Here is a 19,051-nt window from a genome sequence, read left to right on the forward strand (position 1 = left end):
CAAAACCGTGTTCGACCGACGCCGCACCGTGCAGGCGCGGCGGTTCGCCAGCCAGGCAAGCGGCCTTAGATCATTTCCTCGGCGCCCTTGCCGCCGAGCACGATCTCGCCGGCCTCGGCCATCCGCCGGGCGATGGTGAGGATTTCCTTCTGCGCGGTTTCCACGTCGCTGACCCGCACCGGCCCTTTGGCCTCGAGGTCGTCGCGCAGCAGCTCCGAGGCCCGTTTGGACATGTTCTTGAAGACCTTGTCCTTGACCTTCTCGTCGGCGCCTTTGAGCGAGACCACCAGCACGTCGGAAGACACTTCGCGCAGCAGGGCCTGGATGCCGCGGTCGTCCACGTCGGCCAGGTTGTTGAAGACGAACATCAGGTCTTCGATCTGCTCGGACAGGTCGCTGTCGATGTCGCGGATCGCGTCCATCAGCTGGCCTTCGACCGAACTGTCGAGGAAGTTCATGATGTCGGCGGCGCGCTTGATGCCGCCCAAGGTGGTGCGCGCGGCATTGGAGTTGCCGGAGAACTGCTTTTCCAGGATCTGGTTCAGCTCTTTGAGCGCCGCCGGTTGCACGGTGTTGAGCGACGACACGCGCAGAACGATGTCCAGGCGCACCTTGTGGTCGAAGTTGCTCAGCACTTCACCGGCCTGGTCGGGGTCGAGGTAGGCGACCACGATGGCCTGAATCTGTGGGTGCTCGAAGCGGATCACATCGGCCACGGCGCGCGGCTCCATCCACTTGAGGCTGTCCAGGCCGCTGGTGTTGCCCCCGAGCAGGATGCGGTCGATCAGGCCGTTGGCCTTGTCTTCGCCCAGGGCCTGGTTGAGCATCTTGCGAATGTAGCCGTCGGAGCCGACGCCCAGGCTGGTCTGGTCGCCGACGATCTCGACGAACTCGCTCATCACCTGCTCGACCTGCTCGCGGTGGACGTTGCCCATCTGCGCCATGGCCACACCGACCCGTTGCACTTCTTTGGGCCCCATGTGACGCAGGACCTGGGCGGCGTCGGTCTCGCCCAGCGACAGCAGCAGGATGGCCGCTTTGTCGACGCGGCTCAGCTTGGCGGTAATGGCTCGGTTGTCACTCATCGGCGTTGATCCACTCTTTGACGACCTGGGCCACACGACCCGGGTCTTCGGCCACCAGGCCCTTGATTGCGTTCAGTTGCGCCTCATAGCCTTCGCTTGGGCTCGGCAGCAGGATGCTGCTCGGTCCGCCCAGGCTGACGCGGTCGTCGCCGACCTCGCCGTCCATACCGATCATGCCCATGCCGCCCATACCGCCGAGTTGCATGTCGGGGTCGCCGGCCACGTTCTTGCCGCCACCGGTGATGCTGGTGAGCACCGGGCGCAGTACCCCGAACACCAGCACCAGGATGAACACCACGCCCAGCACCTGCTTGACGATGTCCCAGAACCAGGGCTGCGAGTAGAACGGGATATCGGCCAGCACTTCGCCGCGGTCGGCGGAGAACGGCACGTTCATCACTGTCACGCTGTCACCGCGGCTGGCATCGAAGCCCACCGCGTCCTGCACCAGGCGGGTGAAGCGCGACAGGTCTTCGGCCCCCCACGGGGCGCGAGTACTCTCGCCATTGGCGCCGACCTTGACTTGGTCGTCCACCACCACCGCCACCGACAGGCGGGTCAAACGCCCCTGCTGTTGACGGGTATGGCTGATGGAGCGGTCCAGCTCGAAGTTCTTGGTGCTCTGCTGACGCTTGTCGGCTGGGTACGGTGCCAGCATCGGCTGGCCGGTGGCCGGATCCATGATCTGCTGGCCGTTGGCATCGACCAGCGGCTGGCCGGGCGCGATGGCACCGGCTGGGGCTGCACCGGCCCTGGCGTTCTCAGGCGCCGCAGCGCCGGCCGGCGGCTGGTTGCTCAGCGCACCCGGCACGCCCTGCGGACCCTGGCCGCTGGCGCGCTGCTCGTTCACCGACTGCTCGCTGCGCAACGCCGGTTGGTCGGGATTGAACTGCTCGGAGGTGGACTCGACGGCGTTGAAGTCGACGTCAGCCGACACCTCAGCCTTGTAGCGGTCGTTGCCCAGCACTGGCTGCAAGATGTTGTGCACACGCTGGGTGAGCAGGCCTTCCATGCGCCGGGTGTAGTCGAACTGCTTGCCGGCCATGGTCAACGCGGTGTCCTGCAACTGGTCGGAGAGCAGGTTGCCCTTCTGGTCGACCACGGTGACCTGCGACTTGTCCAGTTCCGGCACGCTGGTGGCGACCAGGTTGACGATCGCCATCACCTGACCGGCCTCAAGGCTGCGCCCAGGGTACATTTCCACCAGCACCGAGGCGCTGGGCTTGCGCTCGTCGCGCACGAACACCGAGCTCTTCGGGATCGCCAGGTGCACGCGGGCGGCCTTGATGTTGTTGAGGCTGGAGATGGTGCGCGCCAGTTCGCCTTCCAGGCCACGGCGATAGCGGGCCGCCTCCATGAACTGGCTGGTGCCCAGCCCTTGTTCCTTGTCGAGGATCTCGAAGCCCAGGTTGCCGTCGCTCGGTGCAACGCCGGCAGCCGCCAGCTTCATGCGCGCCCGGGACAGATCGTCGGACTTGACCAGCAACGCCCCGGAGTTGGGCTCGACGGTATAGGGGATGTCGGCAGCGGCCAGGGTTTCCATGACCTGCTTGGTGTCCATGCCGGCCAGGCTGCCATACAGCGGACGGTAGTCGGGCTGCTGCGACCACAGCACCACGGCAAAGCCGATGGCCACGCTGGCAGCCAGACCGACCAGCAGGCCGACCTGACGCAGCATGGGCATACGCGAAATGTTTTCCAGGAACGCCATGCCGAACAGCGGCGGCTTGGCCGCGGGCGGGCCGCTCTTGGCGGGGGCGTTATCGACGACTGCTTCGGCCATGACTCAACGCGCCCTCAAACCGGCATCTGCATGATGTCCTGGTACGCCTGCACCAGCTTGTTACGTACCTGGGTCAGCGCCTGGAAAGAGACACTGGCCTTCTGCGAGGCGATCATCACATCGGTGAGGTCGACACCGCTCTTGCCGATCTCGAAGGCGTTGGCCAGCTGGTTGGACGCCTGCTGGGTATCGCTGACTTTGTTGATGGCCTGGCCGAGCATGTCGGCGAAGCTGCTCTGGCCTGGCGCGAGCTCGGGCGCAGCCGCGACCTTGGGCAGCGACATGGCATCGGCCTGCATCGCGCGCATGTCCAGCATCAAACGATTGAATTCAACACCTTGGCTCATGAACTTCTCTCTCCGGCGGCCGCATTTTTTTGACACTGATGCAGCGGGTAAGACGGTTAAAGCAACAAAGGTGCCAGCCTTGGCGGAGTGTCCCTTTACCCAGCATTCAACCGTACAGGCCACCTTCCACATCCAGGCCGGCATCGCGCATCTGCGCCAGCTTGTAGCGCAAGGTGCGGGGGCTGATACCCAGCTTCTCGGCGGCCTCCTTGCGACGACCACGCTCGGCGCGCAGGGTGTCGATGATCATCTGAAATTCGTGACGGCGCAGGTCATCGCCCAGGCCACTGGACTCGGCATTGGATTCGGCGCATGATGGCTCAACAATGGCACCCTTGACTGGCGACAAGGGAATGGCACCCGCCAGACAGAAATCCGCCGCCTCGATCACCCCGCCCTGCTGCAGGATCAAGGCGCGCTGCAACGCATTGTCCAGCTCGCGCACGTTCCCCGGCCAGGCGTACGCCTGGAGACAATGACGCGCGTCAGCGGACAGGCGCACCGGGGCGTGTTTCATCTTCAGCACATGCTTGGCCAGCAGGCGCTCGGCCAGCGGCAGGATGTCGGCGCGGCGCTCGCGCAGCGGCTGCCAGGCCAGGGGAAACACCGAGAGGCGGTAATAGAGGTCTTCGCGGAACCGTCCGGCGGCCACCTCTCCTGCCAAGTCGCGGTTGGTGGTGGCCAGCACACGAATGTCCAGGGCGATCGGCTTGCGTCCACCGACCCGCTCCACTTCCCGCTCCTGCAGCACCCGCAGCAGTTTGGCTTGCAGGCCCAACGGCATTTCGGAAATCTCGTCGAGCAGCAGCGTACCGCCCTCGGCCTGTTCGAACTTGCCGGCCTGGGCCGCGATGGCGCCGGTGAAGGCGCCTTTCTCGTGCCCGAACAGCGTGGCTTCGAGCATGTTGTCGGGGATCGCCGCACAGTTGATGGCCACGAACGGCTGCGCGGCCCGCGACGATTGTTGGTGGATGTAGCGCGCCAGCACCTCCTTGCCGGTGCCGGACTCGCCGGAAATCAATACCGTCGAGTCACTGCGCGCCACCCGAGCCGCCAGCTCGAGCAGTTGCCGACTCGCCGCTTCGCAGGCCACCGGCCCCTCCTCTGCCGCCTCCAGATGGCCGGCGGCATGCCGCTCGACCAAACTCAACAGCGCCTTGGGCTCGAACGGTTTGACCAGGTAGTCGACCGCGCCCTGACGCATCGCATCGACCGCACGCTCGACCGCCGCGTGGGCCGTCATCAGCAAGACCGGCAACTGCGGCTGCTGGCGCCGGAGCTGGGCCAGCAACTGGTGACCATCCATACCCGGCATGTTCACGTCGCTGATCACCAGGCCGAAAGCCTCTTCGCTCACCGCCGCCAGCGCCTCTTCGGCACTGCCCACCGCGCGATGGGCGAATCCACCGATCAACAACGTATCGCTCAAGGCCTGGCGCAGGGCCCGGTCATCCTCGACCAGCAATACCTTGGTCATGCCAGTACCTGCGCGCCAGGGGCGGCAATCAGCGGCAGCACGACGTGCACGCACGTGCCGCGACCCACTTTAGAACGCAGCGCCAGACTGCCCTGATGCGCCTTGACCACGGCCTTGACCACGGCCAGGCCCAATCCGGTGCCGGTGGACTTGGTGGTGACAAAAGGCTCGCCCAGGCGCTGTAGCACCTGCGGCTCGATGCCACTGCCGGCATCGCTGACACTCAGGTGCAGGTTCTGTTCACGGCGCAGCAGATGCACTTTGAGCCGGGCCGGTGCGGTGCTGGCCTGCACGGCGTTTTCCAGGAGATTGAGCAGCGCGCCGACCAGCGTGTCGCGGTTGCACAGCAACTCGCCCAGGTGGGTATCGCACTGCCAGCGCACCGCATGACCCTGAACGTGTGGCTGGGCAGCGTGCTGCAGGGCCTGGAACAGCGCCTTGGGCGTGACGCGATCGTTCAGCGGGAGTTCGCCGCGCGCGAAGACCAGCATGTCGCGCACCTGGTGCTCCAGTTCGTGCAGGCGCTCCTTGAGGTTACCGGCAAAACGCTGGCGGGTGTCCAACGCCAGGGTGCCCTGGTCATCCGCCAGGTGGCTGGCATAAAGCATGGCCGCCGACAGCGGCGTGCGGATCTGATGGGCCAGCGAAGCAACCATGCGCCCCAGCGATGACAGACGTTGGTGGCGCGCCAACTGCTCTTGCAGCCGACGGGTTTCGCTAAGGTCGTTGATCAGCACCAATTGGCCAGGCTCGGCATCCAGCGAACGCGTCGCGATGGACAGGCGCCGGCCGTCGCGCAGTGACACTTCATGACCGTCGTCTTCGCGAGGGGCGAAGCTGCGCGCAATCACCTGGCGCCACAGCTCCCCAACCAGCGGCTCACCGAGCAAGTCGCAGGCGGCCGGGTTGGCCTCGCGCACCTGGCCATGACCATCAATCACGATCACACCACCGGGCAGCAGGTCGAGCAGGTGCTGCAGACGGTTGGCCAGACGCTCCTTTTCATCCAGTTCCGCCATGCGCTGGGCGCTGACCACTGCCAGCTCACCCTTGAGTTCGGTGACCCGCGCCTCGAGCAAGGTGTAGGACTCGCTGAGCTGAGTGGAAACCTGATCGAACAGGGCGACGGCGTGGTCGAGTCCGGGTCGGCTGTCCTGCTCGACCGGAACTCGCCCTGACGCATCATGGAGTCGGGAAATAGGGGCGGCCTGGGGCATCGTGCTCTCTCGCATGGCTGACCGTCATAAAAACGGTACTTCGCCTGCGGTGTAGCAATAGCCGTGCCGGGGATGGGGTTTGCTTGCAATCGTGGGACCGCTTCGCGACCCGATCACGACACAAGGCCGCTGCCAGAAAATCTAAGCGGCCTTGTGTCGTGATGGACTGCAAGGCAGCCCAAAGGAGTTGCATCTGGTACCGGGAACTCAGTCTTCGGCCTGTTCCTCTCCGCCCTGACGGCTCATGCCGTACTTGCGCATCTTCTCCACCAGCGTGGTGCGGCGGATGCGCAGGCGTTCGGCGGCACGGGCGACGATGCCGTTGGCATCATCCAGCGCCTGCTGGATCAGTCCTTGCTCAAGGCTGCCCAGGTAGTCCTTCAAGTCCAGACCCTCAGGCGGCAGCATGGCGTGGCTGGAGAAGTTCGGCGTGTTGCCGTTGATCGCCACCCGCTCTTCCAGATCGCTGCGCAGGCTGTCCACCAACTGCTCATCTTCGTCATCGACGTAGCGGAATTTCTTCGGCAACTCGGCGACGCCGATCACCCCGTAGGGGTGCATGATCGCCATGCGTTCGACCAGGTTGGCCAGTTCGCGCACGTTACCCGGCCAGCCATGGCGGCACAGCGACATGATCGAGGCCGAGTTGAAGCGGATCGAGCCGCGCTTCTCGTGCTCCATGCGCGAGATCAGCTCGTTCATCAGCAGCGGAATGTCCTCGACCCGCTCGCGCAGCGGCGCCATCTCGATGGGGAAGACATTGAGGCGGTAGTACAAATCTTCGCGGAAGGTGCCTTCCTCGATCATGTTCTCGAGGTTCTTGTGAGTCGCGGCGATGATACGCACATCGATGCTCTGGGTCTTGTTGCTGCCAACCCGCTCGAAGGTCCGCTCCTGCAGCACCCGCAGCAGCTTGACCTGCATGGGCAGCGGCATGTCGCCAATCTCGTCGAGGAACAGCGTACCGCCATTGGCCAACTCGAAGCGCCCGGCACGACTGGTGATGGCGCCGGTGAAGGCGCCTTTCTCATGACCGAACAGCTCGCTCTCCAGCAACTCGGCCGGGATCGCCCCGCAGTTGACCGGCACGAACGGCGCTTCGCGGCGCTTTGAGTGGTAATGCAGGTTACGGGCGACCACTTCCTTGCCCGTGCCGGACTCGCCGAGGATCAGCACACTGGCGTCGGTGTCAGCCACCTGCTGCATCATCTGGCGCACATGCTGAATGGCCCTGCTGGTACCGACAAGGCTGCGGAACAGGTTGGGTTCGCGCTGACGACCACGCTCACGCGCCTGGTCGTACATCTCGCGATAGACCTGGGCACGGTGCAGCGAATCGAGCAACTGGCTGTAGCTAGGCGGCATTTCCAGATTGGAAAGCACGCGTCGGCGCAGGTCTTCAGGAAACTCAGCGGAAGAAATTTCGCCCAAAAGCAATACTGGAAGGAACTCATCCCACGCAGTGACGGTCTTAAGCAAGCCCAGCACCCCGGCCGGCCCGCTTACCGCGCCAATGAGCACGCAGAGAACTTCCCTGCTCGAAGACAATGCCTCCACCGTCTGCTGCCAGTCCAGGCTGGAGCAGGAGAGGTTGTCTTCGCCGAGAAAATTCAGGACCACCGCCAGATCGCGGCGGCGTTCGCTGTCGTCATCGATCAGAAGGATCTTGGTTTCACGCCACATTCAATACCAACTTCCCTAGTCATCTCGGCGCCCGCAGGCGTTATCGACTTCATTCAGACATCCGTCGTGAGGATCAGACGTCTGAAACTCGAAAACAGCCACTAGTTAAGTCAAAAAACAGCACACAGTCAAATTAATGGCGCGCAGCTTCTTGCATTGCCCAGCGATCAGCTGAACAGATGGTATACCTTTGTCGCGTTTTTTGCCTGGCGGATCTGCGACATCTCATCGACGAGGGATTGACGTTCACCACTTGCAACCTCAATCAATTGCCGGTAAACCCCCAGCAATTCATCCAAGCTGTTCCTGACCTGAGCATCGTGTTCGTGGGCCTCGGCCAGGATCTCATCGACGCACACGCGGCATTCCAGGTCGAGCTCCCCCACCGCTTCCCAGTCGCGCTCAGCGAACGCAGCCAGCAAGGCATCGCGGGTTTGTTCGATACGTGCAATCACTTCGCTCATGTGCGTCTCCTGGTATTACTCGGCAGCGGCTTGATCGCCAATGGCGTCCCAGCCTTCCTTGACGGTGATCAGCAGCCGCGCCACTTCGTCGATGATCGCCGGATCGCTGTTCACGTTGGCTTCAATCAGACGGCGGCTCATGTATTGGTAGAGGTTGTCCAGGTCGGTCAGGCTGTCGGCATGATTCTCCAGATCCAGACCCTCGCGCAGGCCGCCGATGATGTCGATGGCCTTGCCGATCAGAATACCCTTCTGCGCCACATCCCTTCGCGCGATCGCGCCCTTGGCCTGCGCCAGACGGTCGAGACCGCCTTGCATCAGCATCTGCACCAAACGGTGCGGACTGGCTTCGGAGGTCTGTGCAACACCGTTGACTTTCTGGTATTGCCGAAGGGCCAACATCGGGTTCATGGATCTACCTCGTTGCAGCGAAAAAGATGACGGATACCTGCTGTATCGCCGCGATGTGAAAAAACTTTAGCGACAATGCAAAAGGCCTGGCGCGTCAATATGACGCGGCCAGGCCTTTGTCACAACCGCCAGAATCAGCCGTTCTTCTTCTGTGCGTTGAGCGCGTCGAAGATCGAGGTGATCTGGTTGGCCTGGGCCTTCATCTTGCCCAGCGCAGTGTCGAGTGCCACGAACTTGCGCGTCAGTGACTCGGTGAGCGAATCGGTACGACGATCAAGAGCGGCCTGCTGGTCGCTGAGGTTCTTGGCGACCTTGTCCAGATTGGACTTGCGTGTCGCCAAGCTGCCATCAGTGGCGTTATACGGATCGATAGCCTTGTTCATCAGTGCGAAGATGCCGTTGTCACTGGTGAAAAGGTTCTGCACCTCCCCACCGAGCTTCTTGTCATCCATCGCAGCGGTGAACTTGATGCTATTGAACTCAAGGGTCCCGTCCTTCGACGTGTTGATACCCAACTGGCTCAGGCTATTCAATTGCCCCCCAGAAACCGCCTGACTCAGCACACCGCGCATGTCCGATAGCAACGAGCGGGTGGTAGGGTCGTTGGTCAGGGGGCCGAGTACGGTTACTTCCTTGCCATCCTGCGTCTGCTTGCTGGTGGCGGTCAGGGAGGTGACAGCTTTTTGCAAGGTGTTGTAGGCATCAACGAAGCCCTGAATGGATTTTTTCAATCCATCATTGTCCTGGGCCACGGTCAGACGAGTCGATGTGCCCGTGCCATCGGCAGCCTTGGCGCTGACGCCCGTCAACTCCAGGCTCATACCACTGATCGCCTTGTCGATGGTGTTGGTAGCACTGGTGATCTTCAGACCATCGACAGTTAGATCTGCATCCTGCGCCAAGGCATTGATGAATCCTCCGCCAGTACCGGACATCTGCTTAGTACCGTCAATGGTGAGGTCTGGGATACCCCCCACTGAAATGTCGTTCCCCGCACCCGTCTTGGTGGAGGTCAGCACCAAACGTGAGCCGCCAGATTCATTGATGATGTTCGCGGAAATGCCGTTGGCGGACATTTCCTTGTTGATCTGGTCACGCACAGTCTGCAGCGTCGCGCCACTGCCGATGGTGACTTTGTAGCTGCTGCCACCTTGAGTGATGGTCATGTCGCCGGCATTGATCGCGCTGTTGGCGCCGTTGGAGAACTGCTGGCTGGCGACCTTGGAGCTGGTGGCAAGCTTGTTGACCACGATGTCGTAGTTGCCAGACACCGCCGTGTTATTGGACTTGACCTTCACCACGGACTCATTGCCCGAGGTGGCAGCGAAGGCGTTGAAAGAAGGGGCATTCTTGTCGTTGAGCTTCTTCATGGCGTCTTGGAACGCCGTCAGGGCGCTGCGCAGCGAGCCGATGCCAGAAATCATCGCACTGTTATTGCTGGTCTGACGCTTGATCTGCGCCTGCTTGGCAGAGGTGTCGCCAGATACGAGCACCTTGACGATACTGCCGATATCCAGACCAGAGCCTAGACCTGAGGAAGGAATGATCGGGCTAGCCATGCAGAAGTCCCTCTTGGTGATGATGCTCTGCCCGAGGGCGGCGGGACAGGCATTGGAAAAAACGGGTTATCGCACTAACGCCTTCAGGCTTTAGCGTCGAACAGCACACTTTTGACATCGCTCAGACTGTGAGCGATCCGCAGCGCTTCCTCGGAAGGAATCTGACGGATCAGCTCGCCGGTTTCGCTGGCGATGACCTTGACCACGATCTTGCCGGATTCCTCGTCGGTGGAAAACTGCAAATTGCGTCGGGTCTGCTTCATGAATTCTTCGATTTGCGAGACGGCGTGCTTGACGTTGTCGGCACCGTGCGGCACCTGAGCATCTTTCTTGTCGTCGCGATCGTCACGCTGCTGACTGGGCAGCGGCGCTTGCTTTTCGGGCACCTGTTCGGCCGCGCGCGGGGCCGGGTAAGACAGGTTCAGCTTGACGCTCATGTCCATGTCCACCACCTCGTAAATAGACAGCGGGAAAGCGCCTGGACAGCGCTTCCCCGCTTACCGCTAGCTAGAGATTAGCCCAGCAGCTTCAGGACTGCCGAAGGCAGCTGGTTGGCCTGGGCCAGAACCGAGGTCGACGCTTGCTGCAGAGTTTGCTGCTTGGTCAGCTGGGCAGTTTCAGCAGCGAAGTCGGTGTCTTGTACACGACCACGAGCGGCTTCGGCGTTTTCGTTGATGTTCTGCAGGTTGTTGATGGTGCTGGTCAGACGGTTCTGCGCGGCACCCAGGTCAGCACGGTTGCTGTTGATGGTCTGCAGAGCGCTGTCGATGGCCGAAACAGCGGCGCTGAAGTTCGACTCGGCGGTGGTGCTGTCCGAACCCTGGATGTTGATCGAGCTGGTGACACCCAGGTCCGAAGCGGTGAACTTGGCGCTCAGGTCGATGGTGATCTGGTTGGAAGCACCGGTGTTCGAGCCAACCTGGAAGGTCATGACCGAAGCCGAGCCGTCCAGCAGGTTCTTGCCGTTGAGCTGGGTGCTGTTGGCGATACGGGTCAGTTCCGAAGCCATGGACTGGAACTCTTTGTCCAGGGCTTGACGGTCGTTCGCGCTGTTCGAGTCGTTTCGCGACTGAACGGCCAGTTCACGCATACGCTGCAGGATGTTGGTTTGTTCCTGCATCGCGCCTTCAGCGGTCTGAGCGATCGAGATACCGTCGTTGGCGTTTTTGATCGCCATGGTCTGACCACGGATCTGCGAGGTCATGCGGGTAGCGATCTGCAGGCCAGCGGCGTCGTCTTTGGCGCTGTTGATTTTCAGGCCGGAAGACAGACGGGTCATCGAGGTGCTTACTGCGTCGGAAGCACGGTTCAGGTTTTTCTGAACGCCCAGAGAGGTGGTGTTGGTGTTTACGGTCAAAGCCATGACGAATTCCTCGTTGGATTGGGTACTGCGGCTTCCGGCCCTGGCAACTGCCGGGTGTGTGGCCTAGAGAACCTTCGTAATGGTTATCGTCGTCCGCGCGGTTTGCTTTAGGGATTTTCAGAATTTTTTTACTGGCCTGATGCTACCCCAGTGAAATCAAGGGTTTGACGCCAGAAAAACACCGCCCACTCAGGGGACAGAAATGAGGTGATAGGCAGACAGCCCTGAATCACTTCTCCGCCCTGCGAAAAAGGATAATGGCCCCACTGCGCGGGTAATGGGGGACGGACCACACCTAAACGCCTGCTTCCCGCCCGCTCGACGCAACAATGCAAATACGGCATCGGGAGCGATTTTCAACAACTAGAGGCGCACCCACGTACCTCAAGCGCAGCCACCCTGCGGCCCCACCTGATGATCCTGATCGCTCGACACCACCAACAAGATCCCAATGAAGGAGCCATCAGGTCACCCGCCCCATGACTGGGCCTAACCCTTCACCACCCTACTTAGCTCGATTACCGAAGTACGCTTAAGCGCCTCCACCCGTGCAAGCGAGCACGAACGGACTGCAACCCAGTTCCGGACACAGCCAGAGGCGAAAATCGTCGACCTGAATGGGTTATCACGCAAGGCAATAAGCCTTCAGGTCAACGGGGATCACATGACTACTTGGGCGCACCGCACGCAGTGCCCTTGAACGTCATTTTGTAGGTGTAGTGCTTGTCCCACCCCAGAGGTAGCGCGCTGGGCGCTGCCCACTCCGTGTAAATGCCACCCATGGCACCTACATCAGTAAACCTACCGATCGAAATGGTGGCGATATTATTGGCACTCCCCACTCCATTCATAGGCACACTACCGTACCACTGGAGGTCATCGCCACTCTGGAACCATGCACCCTTCCAGTTGGCCTGCGTGCTTGAATACCATGTTTTGTCTTCCTTGAAGCAAATGGTCTGGTTGGCATAAAAAGCGCCACTCGGCACGTGGTAATAAGCGAACTGCCACGACCCTACGGGAGATGCTTCACTTGCCGTTGCAAGTGCTGGAGCCATCGATATCGCCACCACAATTCCGCACGCGAGCTTGAACATAAGTCTTCCTTGATTGCTCAGTTTTCAACTCCAAAAGTCCAGTTGAGATGAGTCTTGGACCACCCAGGCCGCTGACGGTCCGCAGCACACATCAACAGAACAGCCACCACACAGAAGGCAGCATCAAGCACCGCAACGATACGTCCACTAGCATCGAAGTGCGCTGATCATGATCAATATGGCGGCCAAACCCTTACCGACTGGTTCTTCAAGCGGTGGCGACACACACCCTCATGCCGGAGCGGGCCGACAGGTTCACATTAACAGCGCGCCTGTTTGCCAAAAGATACTCCTGGGAAAGATTCATGAGCAGAGCACACATCCCGACAATGCACGTCATTATCGGGAACCACCTAGAAACGCCTAAACGCCAATCGCATTGACGATCAGCGCTTTCAACGCCTGGCAACGAACTCAGTCCGTTCGCTCCAAGACCGCCGACCCCCAGGACAACCCGACTCCAAAGCCACAGATCACAACTCGCTTGTGGGACGAGTCGAGCACATGTTTCTCGAGCAGCAACGGAATGCTCGACGACACGGTATTACCAGTTTCGAGCATGTCCTTTACGAAACGCGCCTTGTACTCACCGTCCTCGAAGCGCTGAGACACTGCATCAACGATCGCGGCACTGCCCTGATGAAGACAGAACATATCGACATCCGCGGCGTCCACCTGGCTTGCTTCGAGCAGCGCGGTCAAATGAGCCGGCACCTTGGACAACGCGAAGTTGTAGACCTGGCGGCCATTCATGAAAAACTTGCCGTCGGTAGTGCGCAAGTGCTCGGCACCTGCACCGTCGCTGCCGAACAGGGACTTGCCCAACTGCCAGTGAGCGCCCTGGGTCATCCAGGTGGCCGTGGCTGCATCACCGAACAACATAGAGGTGTTGCGATCCTCGTCATCGACGATCTTCGAGTACGGGTCGGCAGTGATGAGCAGGCCATTCTTTAAGCCCGCGGCTTCCATAAAACCTTTCATGGCGTAGAGGCCATAAACATAGCCTGAACAACCCAGAGACACATCGAAAGCGGCAACGTGGGTTGACAGGCCAAGCTTGTGCTGAACGATAGCCGCAGTGTGCGGCAGGCCTTCGGCGTCACCATTCTGGGTCACGACGATGACAGCATCGATGCTGGCAGGATCCAGCGACGGATTGGCGGCGAAAAGCGCTTGGGCAGCCTCCACGCATAGATCGGAGGTTTCTTGGCCGACATGCTTGCGCGGCAAAAAAGTCGACCCGATCTTGCCGAAAATGAAATCTTGATCTTTGCCGAACTTCGCACCTTGGGCGTAGTTGTCGACGCCTTCGACAGGTACGTAACTGGCGATGCTTTTGATGCCAATCATTATGGCTTCCCGATAGACATGGCGAAATTTCGCGGGGTCCAGTCCACGCAAAATGGACTGAGCTGCCGTGGTGACGGTCCTTCCCGCAGACTCAATAGAGTAGAGATGCCCGTTTAGACTGCCAAGTCACGGTTGCACGGTCATTTGCCATTTATCTGGACGCCCGAGGTTGGCCAAATTCTTGCTTGAGCCCATCGATAGCGCCTGAATCGTCGTTTAAATGACGCCCAGGCACCTGTCTGCACGCGCATTACCGCTCGATGCGGCAATCTCTTAAGCTGTAGTCAATGCGAGCCATGTCCATGGTGAAACCCATCCCCGTTACAAGCCCGCTGCTGCCTCCGCTGGAGAGCTATGTGCCTTACCTGGAGCAGATCTGGGAAAGCCGGTTCCTGACCAACTGCGGTCGTTTCCACCAGCAGCTTGAACAGGAGTTGGCCAACCATCTGGGGGTCCGCTACATTTCACTGTTTTCCAACGGTACTCTGGCGCTTGTCACTGCGTTACAGGCCCTGCGAATTACGGGCGAAGTCATCACCACGCCCTATTCGTTCGTTGCCACAGCTCACTCCGTTCTGTGGAACAACCTCAAACCGGTGTTCGTCGATATCGACCCGCATACTAACAACCTAGACCCGCAACGCATCGTCGAGGCGATAACGCCCAATACCACCGCCATCTTGCCGGTTCACTGCTACGGCATTCCGTGCGACCTCGAAGAAATCCAAGCGATCGCCGATACCTACGGCCTGAAAGTGATCTACGATGCCGCTCACGCTTTCGGCGTGAGATGGCATGGAGAAAGCATTCTTAACCATGGCGACGTCTCGGTGCTCAGCTTCCATGCCACCAAGGTATTCAATACGTTCGAAGGTGGTGCGATCGTTTGTCAGGATGAGAAAACCAAACGACGTATCGATTACTTGAAGAACTTCGGGTTTGCCGATGAGATCACGGTGGTGGCGCCTGGCATCAACGGCAAGATGAACGAGTTACAGGCCGCTTTCGGCCTTCTGCAATTGCGCTACATCGATCAGGCGCTGGTGACCCGTCGACAGATATTCGAGCGCTATCGATCCGCTCTGCAAGACGTGCCCGGCATCGATCTGATCGCCCCAGCGCATGACTTGGACTGGAACTATGCCTACTGCCCGATCATGGTCGATAGCGAGACCTTCGGCATCGACCGCGATGCCTTGTACGATCGTTTCCGGGAGCAGGATATCTTGGTGAGGCGCTACTTCTACCCGTTGATCAGCGAGTTTCCCATGTATCGCAATCTTGATAGTGCCCGCCCCGACCGTCTGCCGATTGCCACGCGCACCTCTCGACGAGTGCTGTGCCTACCGATTTATCCGGACCTCGACATCGTTAGCCAAGAGCGCATCATCTCAGTGATCCATGCTGCGCGGCAGAGCTGAATACATGCCACTCAACGTACTGGTCTTCCCCTGCGGTTCGGAAAACGCCGCGGAAATTCATCAAGCCCTGATCCATTCGGTCCATGTGCGGCTCCACGGTGCCTCGAGCGTCGACGATCATGGGCGCCAATTGTACGAACGTTACCAGGGTGACCTGCCTCGCATCGATGCCCCTGAATTCGACGACGCGTTCGTCGCGTTGCTCCGGCACTGGCAGATTGATCTGGTGTTCGCTACCCATGACACCGTCCAGGCGTATCTGAGTCAATCCAGGGAGCGTTTCAACGTCGGGCTGATCAATGATGACGCGCGGACATGCGCCATCGCTCGACGCAAGTCGCTGACCTATGCTGAGTTCGCTGACCAACCGTGGGTACCTCATGTCTATGCCAACACGGCGCAGGTTGTGCACTGGCCCGCTGTGGTCAAGCCAGACCTCGGCCAGGGCGGACAAGGTTTCGCGCTCGTAGCCGATCCCCAGGCAGCCCTGGCGACGATGGCAGTCACAACGCAGCCCTTGCTGATTGAGTACCTGCCTGGCGAAGAAGCCACCGTGGACTGCTTCACCGATTTCGAACACGCGCTGCGCTGGGTCGGCCCACGCACTCGCGAGCGCGTGAGAGCCGGCATTTCCATGCGCAGCACGTTCCCGGCAGCAGACCCGCAGATCACGCAGATCGCAGAAGTGATCAACCAACGCCTACGACTGCGTGGCCCCTGGTTCTTCCAACTCAAACGCGACCACTCGGGCCAGTGGAAGCTGCTGGAGATCAGTTGCCGGGTAGCAGGATCCATGGTGGCTCAGCGCGCACGCGGGGTGAACCTGCCACTGATGGCGGTGCATGATTACATGGGCCGTAAAGTCATACCCTTACCTCAATACGCTGTCGACCTGGTCGAACGACGTATTCTCACCCTGGCGCAAATAACTCAGCCCTTCGATACGATCTACATCGATTTCGACGAAACCGTAATTCGCGACGGCCTGGCCATTGCCTCAACACTGCACTTTCTCTACCGCATGCTAGCTAGAGGCAAGCGGTTGGTTCTGCTTACCCGCCACGCTGGCGATCCTCTGATTGCCTTGCGCAAAGCACGCATCGCCGCCGAACTGTTTGACGACATCATTCATATTACCGACGGCCGCGCCAAATCCTCATTCATCGTCGGCAAGGCTATTTTCATCGATAACCATTTCCCTGAACGCGTGGATGTGGCCACCCACTGCGGTATTCCAGTATTCGATGTCGATGCTTTGGAGTTCATTTCATGATTGCCTTCAAGGCTATGCGTCTACCGTCTACTTCATTCAAAAAAAAACTTTTCCTCCGTCGAGAGGCTCCTCATGTTTGAGCTGTTGGACAGCAAGCGTTATCCGGCACACTACCAAACGCTGGAAACCCAGCGCGTGAAAAGATTGTTGGGCGAGTGGTCGGCAAACAGGCGTCAATCGCTCAGCGTGTTGGACTACGGCCTGGGACGCGGGAAATATCTACGCCTGTTTCGAGAGTGGGGCCTGCAGCCAGTAGGAGTGGACATCAATCCGGACTACATCAACCAAGCCATCGAAGAAGGCTTCGAGGCCTATCACGAGTCCGAGCTCGCCCCGCTGCAGCAAAGCTTCGATGTTATTTTTCTGAGTCACTTGGTTGAACATCTAGATCCGACACAACTGTTGACGCTGCTCAAGCGTTTGATCGACCTGCTTGCACCGGGCGGGCGTCTGGTACTCATTAGCCCGGTTCTGGGAGAGCGGTTCTTTCACGACTTCTCTCACGTGCGGCCTTACTATCCGCAGAGCATCCGTCACGCCTTTGGGCAATCCAACGCACCACTCTCGTTCGGCGCAAGCGAGCGCATCGTGTTGAGCGACATCTACTTTTTCCGAGACCCGTACAGAACACGCTTGTGGCGATCCTTCTATGTCGAGAAAAGCGTGCTGCATCCGTTTACCCGATGGATCAATCGAGGGCTGGATCTAGCATGGCGGGCCTCTAACGGGCATGTGGGCGTCACCTCTTCATGGCTAGGGGTGTATCAGCGATGCTGAATGTTGGCAGCCCTCGCAAGCGTGTGGTGTTGATGCAGCCCTACCTGCTTCCCTACTTGGGTTATTACCAACTTCTGGGCGCAGCGGACCTTTTCGTCAGCTATGACACTGCGCAATTCATCAAGAATGGCTGGATCGAGCGCAACCGCTACCTGCTGGACGGTGAACCGCGCTGGTTCAGCGTTGCGCTTGAGAAAAGCAGCCATACCGCGCCAATTCTGCGCAAACGAATCAGCAAGGTATTCGATGTGCGCGGCATCCTTAACAAACTCGCCAATGCCTATCGCAAGGCGCCCAACGCGCCATTCGTGCTCTCGTGGTTGCAACCGTTGCTCGAAGAGCCCGCCTCGAGCATCGCCGAGCTCAACGTTCGCATGCTCAAAGCCAGCTGCGACTTGATCGGCGTGACCACGCCAATCATCAGCGCCAGTGAGTTGGGAGACGGAGTAGGCCTGAGCGGTCAGGCGCGGGTGCTGGAGCTGATGACAGCCGTGGGCGCCAGCCATTACTTGAATCCCTCAGCAGGCGCCTTTCTGTACGACTCCGACACCTTCAGCGCGGCGGGCATGCAGTTGCAACTGCTCCAGGCACGGCTACCGAGCTATCAGCAAGGCAGCCATGAGTTCCTGCCAGGACTGTCCATTCTCGACGCCTTGATGTTCAACCCGGCGCACACCGTTGGTGAATGGGCCAGACAAGGGATCGTCAAAAATGCTTGAGGCTATCGGCGGCTATTTCGAACTGGAACTGCGAACAGGCCTGACGCCGTATCCAGACGCCGTTGGCTTCAACTGCGCCCGTTCCGCACTGACGGCGTTGCTGGAGGCGAGTGCCGCCCCTTGCCTGTATCTGCCCTACTACATTTGTCAAGCGGTAGTGGAGGCCGCTCAAGTCGCAGGCAGCCGACCTAAGCCCTACGCGATCGACATGGATTTCGAATTACTGCAACTGCCGGCACTGAAGGCGGACGAGCGCTTGCTTTACGTCAACTATTTCGGCCTGAAGGACACTTATGTCCGAGAAGTGCTTGCCCCCCGTTATGGCGATCGCCTGATTGTAGATAACTCGCAGGCGCTGTTCAGCACGCCCTTGCCAGGTATCTCCACGCTCTACTCTCCACGCAAATTCGTCGGCGTCGCCGACGGTGGATGGCTGGCCAACCCTCCAGAGCGGTTGAAGGAATTGCCACAGAGCCAATCCAGAGACCGCTTCGGCGCGCTGCTGGGACGCTTGGAGTCCGCTCCCGAAGAGCACTATCTCGCTTTTACCGAAGCTGAAAAAGCCTTGGCGCAAGCTCCTGTTTCGGCCATGTCGCAAAGTACTCGGCGCCTGCTCGACAGCTTGGACTACGCCATCATCGCCGACCGCCGGAGAGACAACTTCATCCACCTGTGCGAAGCGTTCGACCGCGACAACCTCTTCAAGCCCGGCGTTACTGCGCCCCAGGTAGCCGCGCTGAGCTATCCACTGCTGCTCGGCTCTCCGGCACAGGCGCAGTACGTACGCCAAGCGCTGCGGGAAGAGCGCATATTCATCCCCTGCTATTGGCCGGAAGTGGCGAATGCTGCGCAAAGCCCGAACGTGGAAAGGCTATTGGCAGGCTGTGTATTGCCTCTGCCTGTCGACCAGCGATACCACCAAGAGCACATGCAGAGGCTTATCGACCGCGTGCATTGGCACATGGCCACATGCTGAGCGCCTCTTTCGATAACGGCATGGCCCTGTGGACCAGCCTAGCAACAGG

The 19,051-nt window shown here is 60.0% G+C and carries 18 protein-coding genes; 5 read left to right on the forward strand and 13 right to left on the reverse strand.

Features of this window, described 5'->3' with window-relative positions:
• Positions 1 to 65: 65 nt before the first annotated feature.
• The 13 genes from fliG to Q6A47_RS04340 all read right to left on the reverse strand — a co-directional run bounded on the left by fliG (position 66) and on the right by Q6A47_RS04340 (position 13,836).
• A complete protein-coding gene (fliG, locus tag Q6A47_RS04280) occupies positions 66 to 1,085 on the reverse strand; it encodes a flagellar motor switch protein FliG (RefSeq protein WP_029612418.1) in 1,020 nt (339 codons plus the stop codon).
• Positions 1,078 to 2,868 carry a flagellar basal-body MS-ring/collar protein FliF gene (gene fliF, locus Q6A47_RS04285; protein ID WP_039578948.1) on the reverse strand — a complete coding sequence of 597 codons (1,791 nt, stop codon included), beginning with the start codon at positions 2,866 to 2,868 and terminating at the stop codon, positions 1,078 to 1,080. Before fliF ends, fliG begins: the two co-directional genes overlap by 8 nt.
• A gap of 14 nt (positions 2,869 to 2,882) precedes the next feature.
• Positions 2,883 to 3,215, reverse strand: a complete 333-nt coding sequence (fliE, locus tag Q6A47_RS04290) for a flagellar hook-basal body complex protein FliE (protein WP_029612419.1) — start codon at positions 3,213 to 3,215, stop codon at positions 2,883 to 2,885.
• 106 nt (positions 3,216 to 3,321) lie between these two features.
• Positions 3,322 to 4,692 carry a sigma-54-dependent transcriptional regulator gene (locus tag Q6A47_RS04295; RefSeq protein ID WP_304483224.1) on the reverse strand — a complete coding sequence of 457 codons (1,371 nt, stop codon included), beginning with the start codon at positions 4,690 to 4,692 and terminating at the stop codon, positions 3,322 to 3,324.
• A complete protein-coding gene (locus Q6A47_RS04300; protein WP_039578950.1) occupies positions 4,689 to 5,909 on the reverse strand; it encodes a sensor histidine kinase in 1,221 nt (406 codons plus the stop codon). The genes Q6A47_RS04295 and Q6A47_RS04300 overlap by 4 nt, the downstream gene beginning before the upstream one ends.
• Before the next feature lie 207 nt (positions 5,910 to 6,116).
• Positions 6,117 to 7,592: a transcriptional regulator FleQ gene (gene fleQ, locus Q6A47_RS04305; RefSeq protein ID WP_039578953.1), complete on the reverse strand. Its 1,476-nt coding sequence runs from the start codon at positions 7,590 to 7,592 to the stop codon at positions 6,117 to 6,119.
• A 167-nt stretch (positions 7,593 to 7,759) separates the two neighbouring features.
• Positions 7,760 to 8,056, reverse strand: coding sequence for a flagellar protein FliT (locus tag Q6A47_RS04310; RefSeq protein ID WP_029612421.1), 297 nt, complete (start codon positions 8,054 to 8,056; stop codon positions 7,760 to 7,762).
• Positions 8,057 to 8,071: 15 nt separating this feature from the next.
• Positions 8,072 to 8,467 carry a flagellar export chaperone FliS gene (fliS, locus tag Q6A47_RS04315; protein WP_029612422.1) on the reverse strand — a complete coding sequence of 132 codons (396 nt, stop codon included), beginning with the start codon at positions 8,465 to 8,467 and terminating at the stop codon, positions 8,072 to 8,074.
• A 134-nt stretch (positions 8,468 to 8,601) separates the two neighbouring features.
• Positions 8,602 to 10,026, reverse strand: coding sequence for a flagellar filament capping protein FliD (fliD, locus tag Q6A47_RS04320; protein ID WP_116888663.1), 1,425 nt, complete (start codon positions 10,024 to 10,026; stop codon positions 8,602 to 8,604).
• Between the two features lie 83 nt (positions 10,027 to 10,109).
• On the reverse strand, positions 10,110 to 10,469 hold the full coding sequence (locus tag Q6A47_RS04325) for a flagellar protein FlaG (protein ID WP_029612424.1): 360 nt from the start codon (positions 10,467 to 10,469) through the stop codon (positions 10,110 to 10,112).
• Positions 10,470 to 10,540: 71 nt separating this feature from the next.
• A complete protein-coding gene (locus Q6A47_RS04330; RefSeq protein ID WP_304483229.1) occupies positions 10,541 to 11,389 on the reverse strand; it encodes a flagellin domain-containing protein in 849 nt (282 codons plus the stop codon).
• 668 nt (positions 11,390 to 12,057) lie between these two features.
• A complete protein-coding gene (locus Q6A47_RS04335) occupies positions 12,058 to 12,486 on the reverse strand; it encodes a hypothetical protein (protein WP_304483231.1) in 429 nt (142 codons plus the stop codon).
• Positions 12,487 to 12,900: 414 nt separating this feature from the next.
• Positions 12,901 to 13,836 carry a ketoacyl-ACP synthase III gene (locus Q6A47_RS04340; RefSeq protein ID WP_039578961.1) on the reverse strand — a complete coding sequence of 312 codons (936 nt, stop codon included), beginning with the start codon at positions 13,834 to 13,836 and terminating at the stop codon, positions 12,901 to 12,903.
• A gap of 302 nt (positions 13,837 to 14,138) precedes the next feature.
• Here Q6A47_RS04340 and vioA point away from each other — a divergent pair, with 302 nt between their 5' ends.
• The 5 genes from vioA to Q6A47_RS04365 all read left to right on the forward strand — a co-directional run bounded on the left by vioA (position 14,139) and on the right by Q6A47_RS04365 (position 19,002).
• Positions 14,139 to 15,257 (forward strand): dTDP-4-amino-4,6-dideoxy-D-glucose aminotransferase VioA, encoded by a 1,119-nt coding sequence (gene vioA / locus Q6A47_RS04345; protein ID WP_039583235.1) that lies wholly within the window; start codon positions 14,139 to 14,141, stop codon positions 15,255 to 15,257.
• 4 nt (positions 15,258 to 15,261) lie between these two features.
• Positions 15,262 to 16,530, forward strand: a complete 1,269-nt coding sequence (locus tag Q6A47_RS04350; protein WP_304483235.1) for an ATP-grasp domain-containing protein — start codon at positions 15,262 to 15,264, stop codon at positions 16,528 to 16,530.
• A 72-nt stretch (positions 16,531 to 16,602) separates the two neighbouring features.
• Positions 16,603 to 17,307: a class I SAM-dependent methyltransferase gene (locus tag Q6A47_RS04355; RefSeq protein ID WP_295482362.1), complete on the forward strand. Its 705-nt coding sequence runs from the start codon at positions 16,603 to 16,605 to the stop codon at positions 17,305 to 17,307.
• A complete protein-coding gene (locus Q6A47_RS04360; RefSeq protein ID WP_205419286.1) occupies positions 17,301 to 18,026 on the forward strand; it encodes a WbqC family protein in 726 nt (241 codons plus the stop codon). The genes Q6A47_RS04355 and Q6A47_RS04360 overlap by 7 nt, the downstream gene beginning before the upstream one ends.
• Positions 18,019 to 19,002, forward strand: a complete 984-nt coding sequence (locus tag Q6A47_RS04365; protein ID WP_304483237.1) for an aspartate aminotransferase family protein — start codon at positions 18,019 to 18,021, stop codon at positions 19,000 to 19,002. The genes Q6A47_RS04360 and Q6A47_RS04365 overlap by 8 nt, the downstream gene beginning before the upstream one ends.
• Positions 19,003 to 19,051: the final 49 nt, after the last annotated feature.

The sequence above is a fragment of the Pseudomonas boreofloridensis genome (assembly GCF_030580795.1).
Lineage (GTDB): Bacteria > Pseudomonadota > Gammaproteobacteria > Pseudomonadales > Pseudomonadaceae > Aquipseudomonas > Aquipseudomonas boreofloridensis.

Excerpts from the sequence above, each read along its gene's own strand:
- fliF (WP_039578948.1), bottom strand. The coding sequence starts at position 2,868 with ATGGCCGAAGCAGTCGTCGATAACGCCCCCGCCAAGAGCGGCCCGCCC.
- Q6A47_RS04340 (WP_039578961.1), bottom strand. The coding sequence starts at position 13,836 with ATGATTGGCATCAAAAGCATCGCCAGTTACGTACCTGTCGAAGGCGTC.
- Q6A47_RS04350 (WP_304483235.1), top strand. The coding sequence starts at position 15,262 with ATGCCACTCAACGTACTGGTCTTCCCCTGCGGTTCGGAAAACGCCGCG.
- Q6A47_RS04310 (WP_029612421.1), bottom strand. The coding sequence starts at position 8,056 with ATGAGCGAAGTGATTGCACGTATCGAACAAACCCGCGATGCCTTGCTG.
- fliG (WP_029612418.1), bottom strand. The coding sequence starts at position 1,085 with ATGAGTGACAACCGAGCCATTACCGCCAAGCTGAGCCGCGTCGACAAA.
- Q6A47_RS04365 (WP_304483237.1), top strand. The coding sequence starts at position 18,019 with ATGCTTGAGGCTATCGGCGGCTATTTCGAACTGGAACTGCGAACAGGC.
- Q6A47_RS04295 (WP_304483224.1), bottom strand. The coding sequence starts at position 4,692 with ATGACCAAGGTATTGCTGGTCGAGGATGACCGGGCCCTGCGCCAGGCC.
- Q6A47_RS04325 (WP_029612424.1), bottom strand. The coding sequence starts at position 10,469 with ATGGACATGAGCGTCAAGCTGAACCTGTCTTACCCGGCCCCGCGCGCG.
- Q6A47_RS04300 (WP_039578950.1), bottom strand. The coding sequence starts at position 5,909 with ATGCCCCAGGCCGCCCCTATTTCCCGACTCCATGATGCGTCAGGGCGA.
- vioA (WP_039583235.1), top strand. The coding sequence starts at position 14,139 with ATGGTGAAACCCATCCCCGTTACAAGCCCGCTGCTGCCTCCGCTGGAG.
- Q6A47_RS04360 (WP_205419286.1), top strand. The coding sequence starts at position 17,301 with ATGCTGAATGTTGGCAGCCCTCGCAAGCGTGTGGTGTTGATGCAGCCC.
- fleQ (WP_039578953.1), bottom strand. The coding sequence starts at position 7,592 with ATGTGGCGTGAAACCAAGATCCTTCTGATCGATGACGACAGCGAACGC.
- Q6A47_RS04355 (WP_295482362.1), top strand. The coding sequence starts at position 16,603 with ATGTTTGAGCTGTTGGACAGCAAGCGTTATCCGGCACACTACCAAACG.
- fliE (WP_029612419.1), bottom strand. The coding sequence starts at position 3,215 with ATGAGCCAAGGTGTTGAATTCAATCGTTTGATGCTGGACATGCGCGCG.
- Q6A47_RS04335 (WP_304483231.1), bottom strand. The coding sequence starts at position 12,486 with ATGTTCAAGCTCGCGTGCGGAATTGTGGTGGCGATATCGATGGCTCCA.
- fliS (WP_029612422.1), bottom strand. The coding sequence starts at position 8,467 with ATGAACCCGATGTTGGCCCTTCGGCAATACCAGAAAGTCAACGGTGTT.
- Q6A47_RS04330 (WP_304483229.1), bottom strand. The coding sequence starts at position 11,389 with ATGGCTTTGACCGTAAACACCAACACCACCTCTCTGGGCGTTCAGAAA.
- fliD (WP_116888663.1), bottom strand. The coding sequence starts at position 10,026 with ATGGCTAGCCCGATCATTCCTTCCTCAGGTCTAGGCTCTGGTCTGGAT.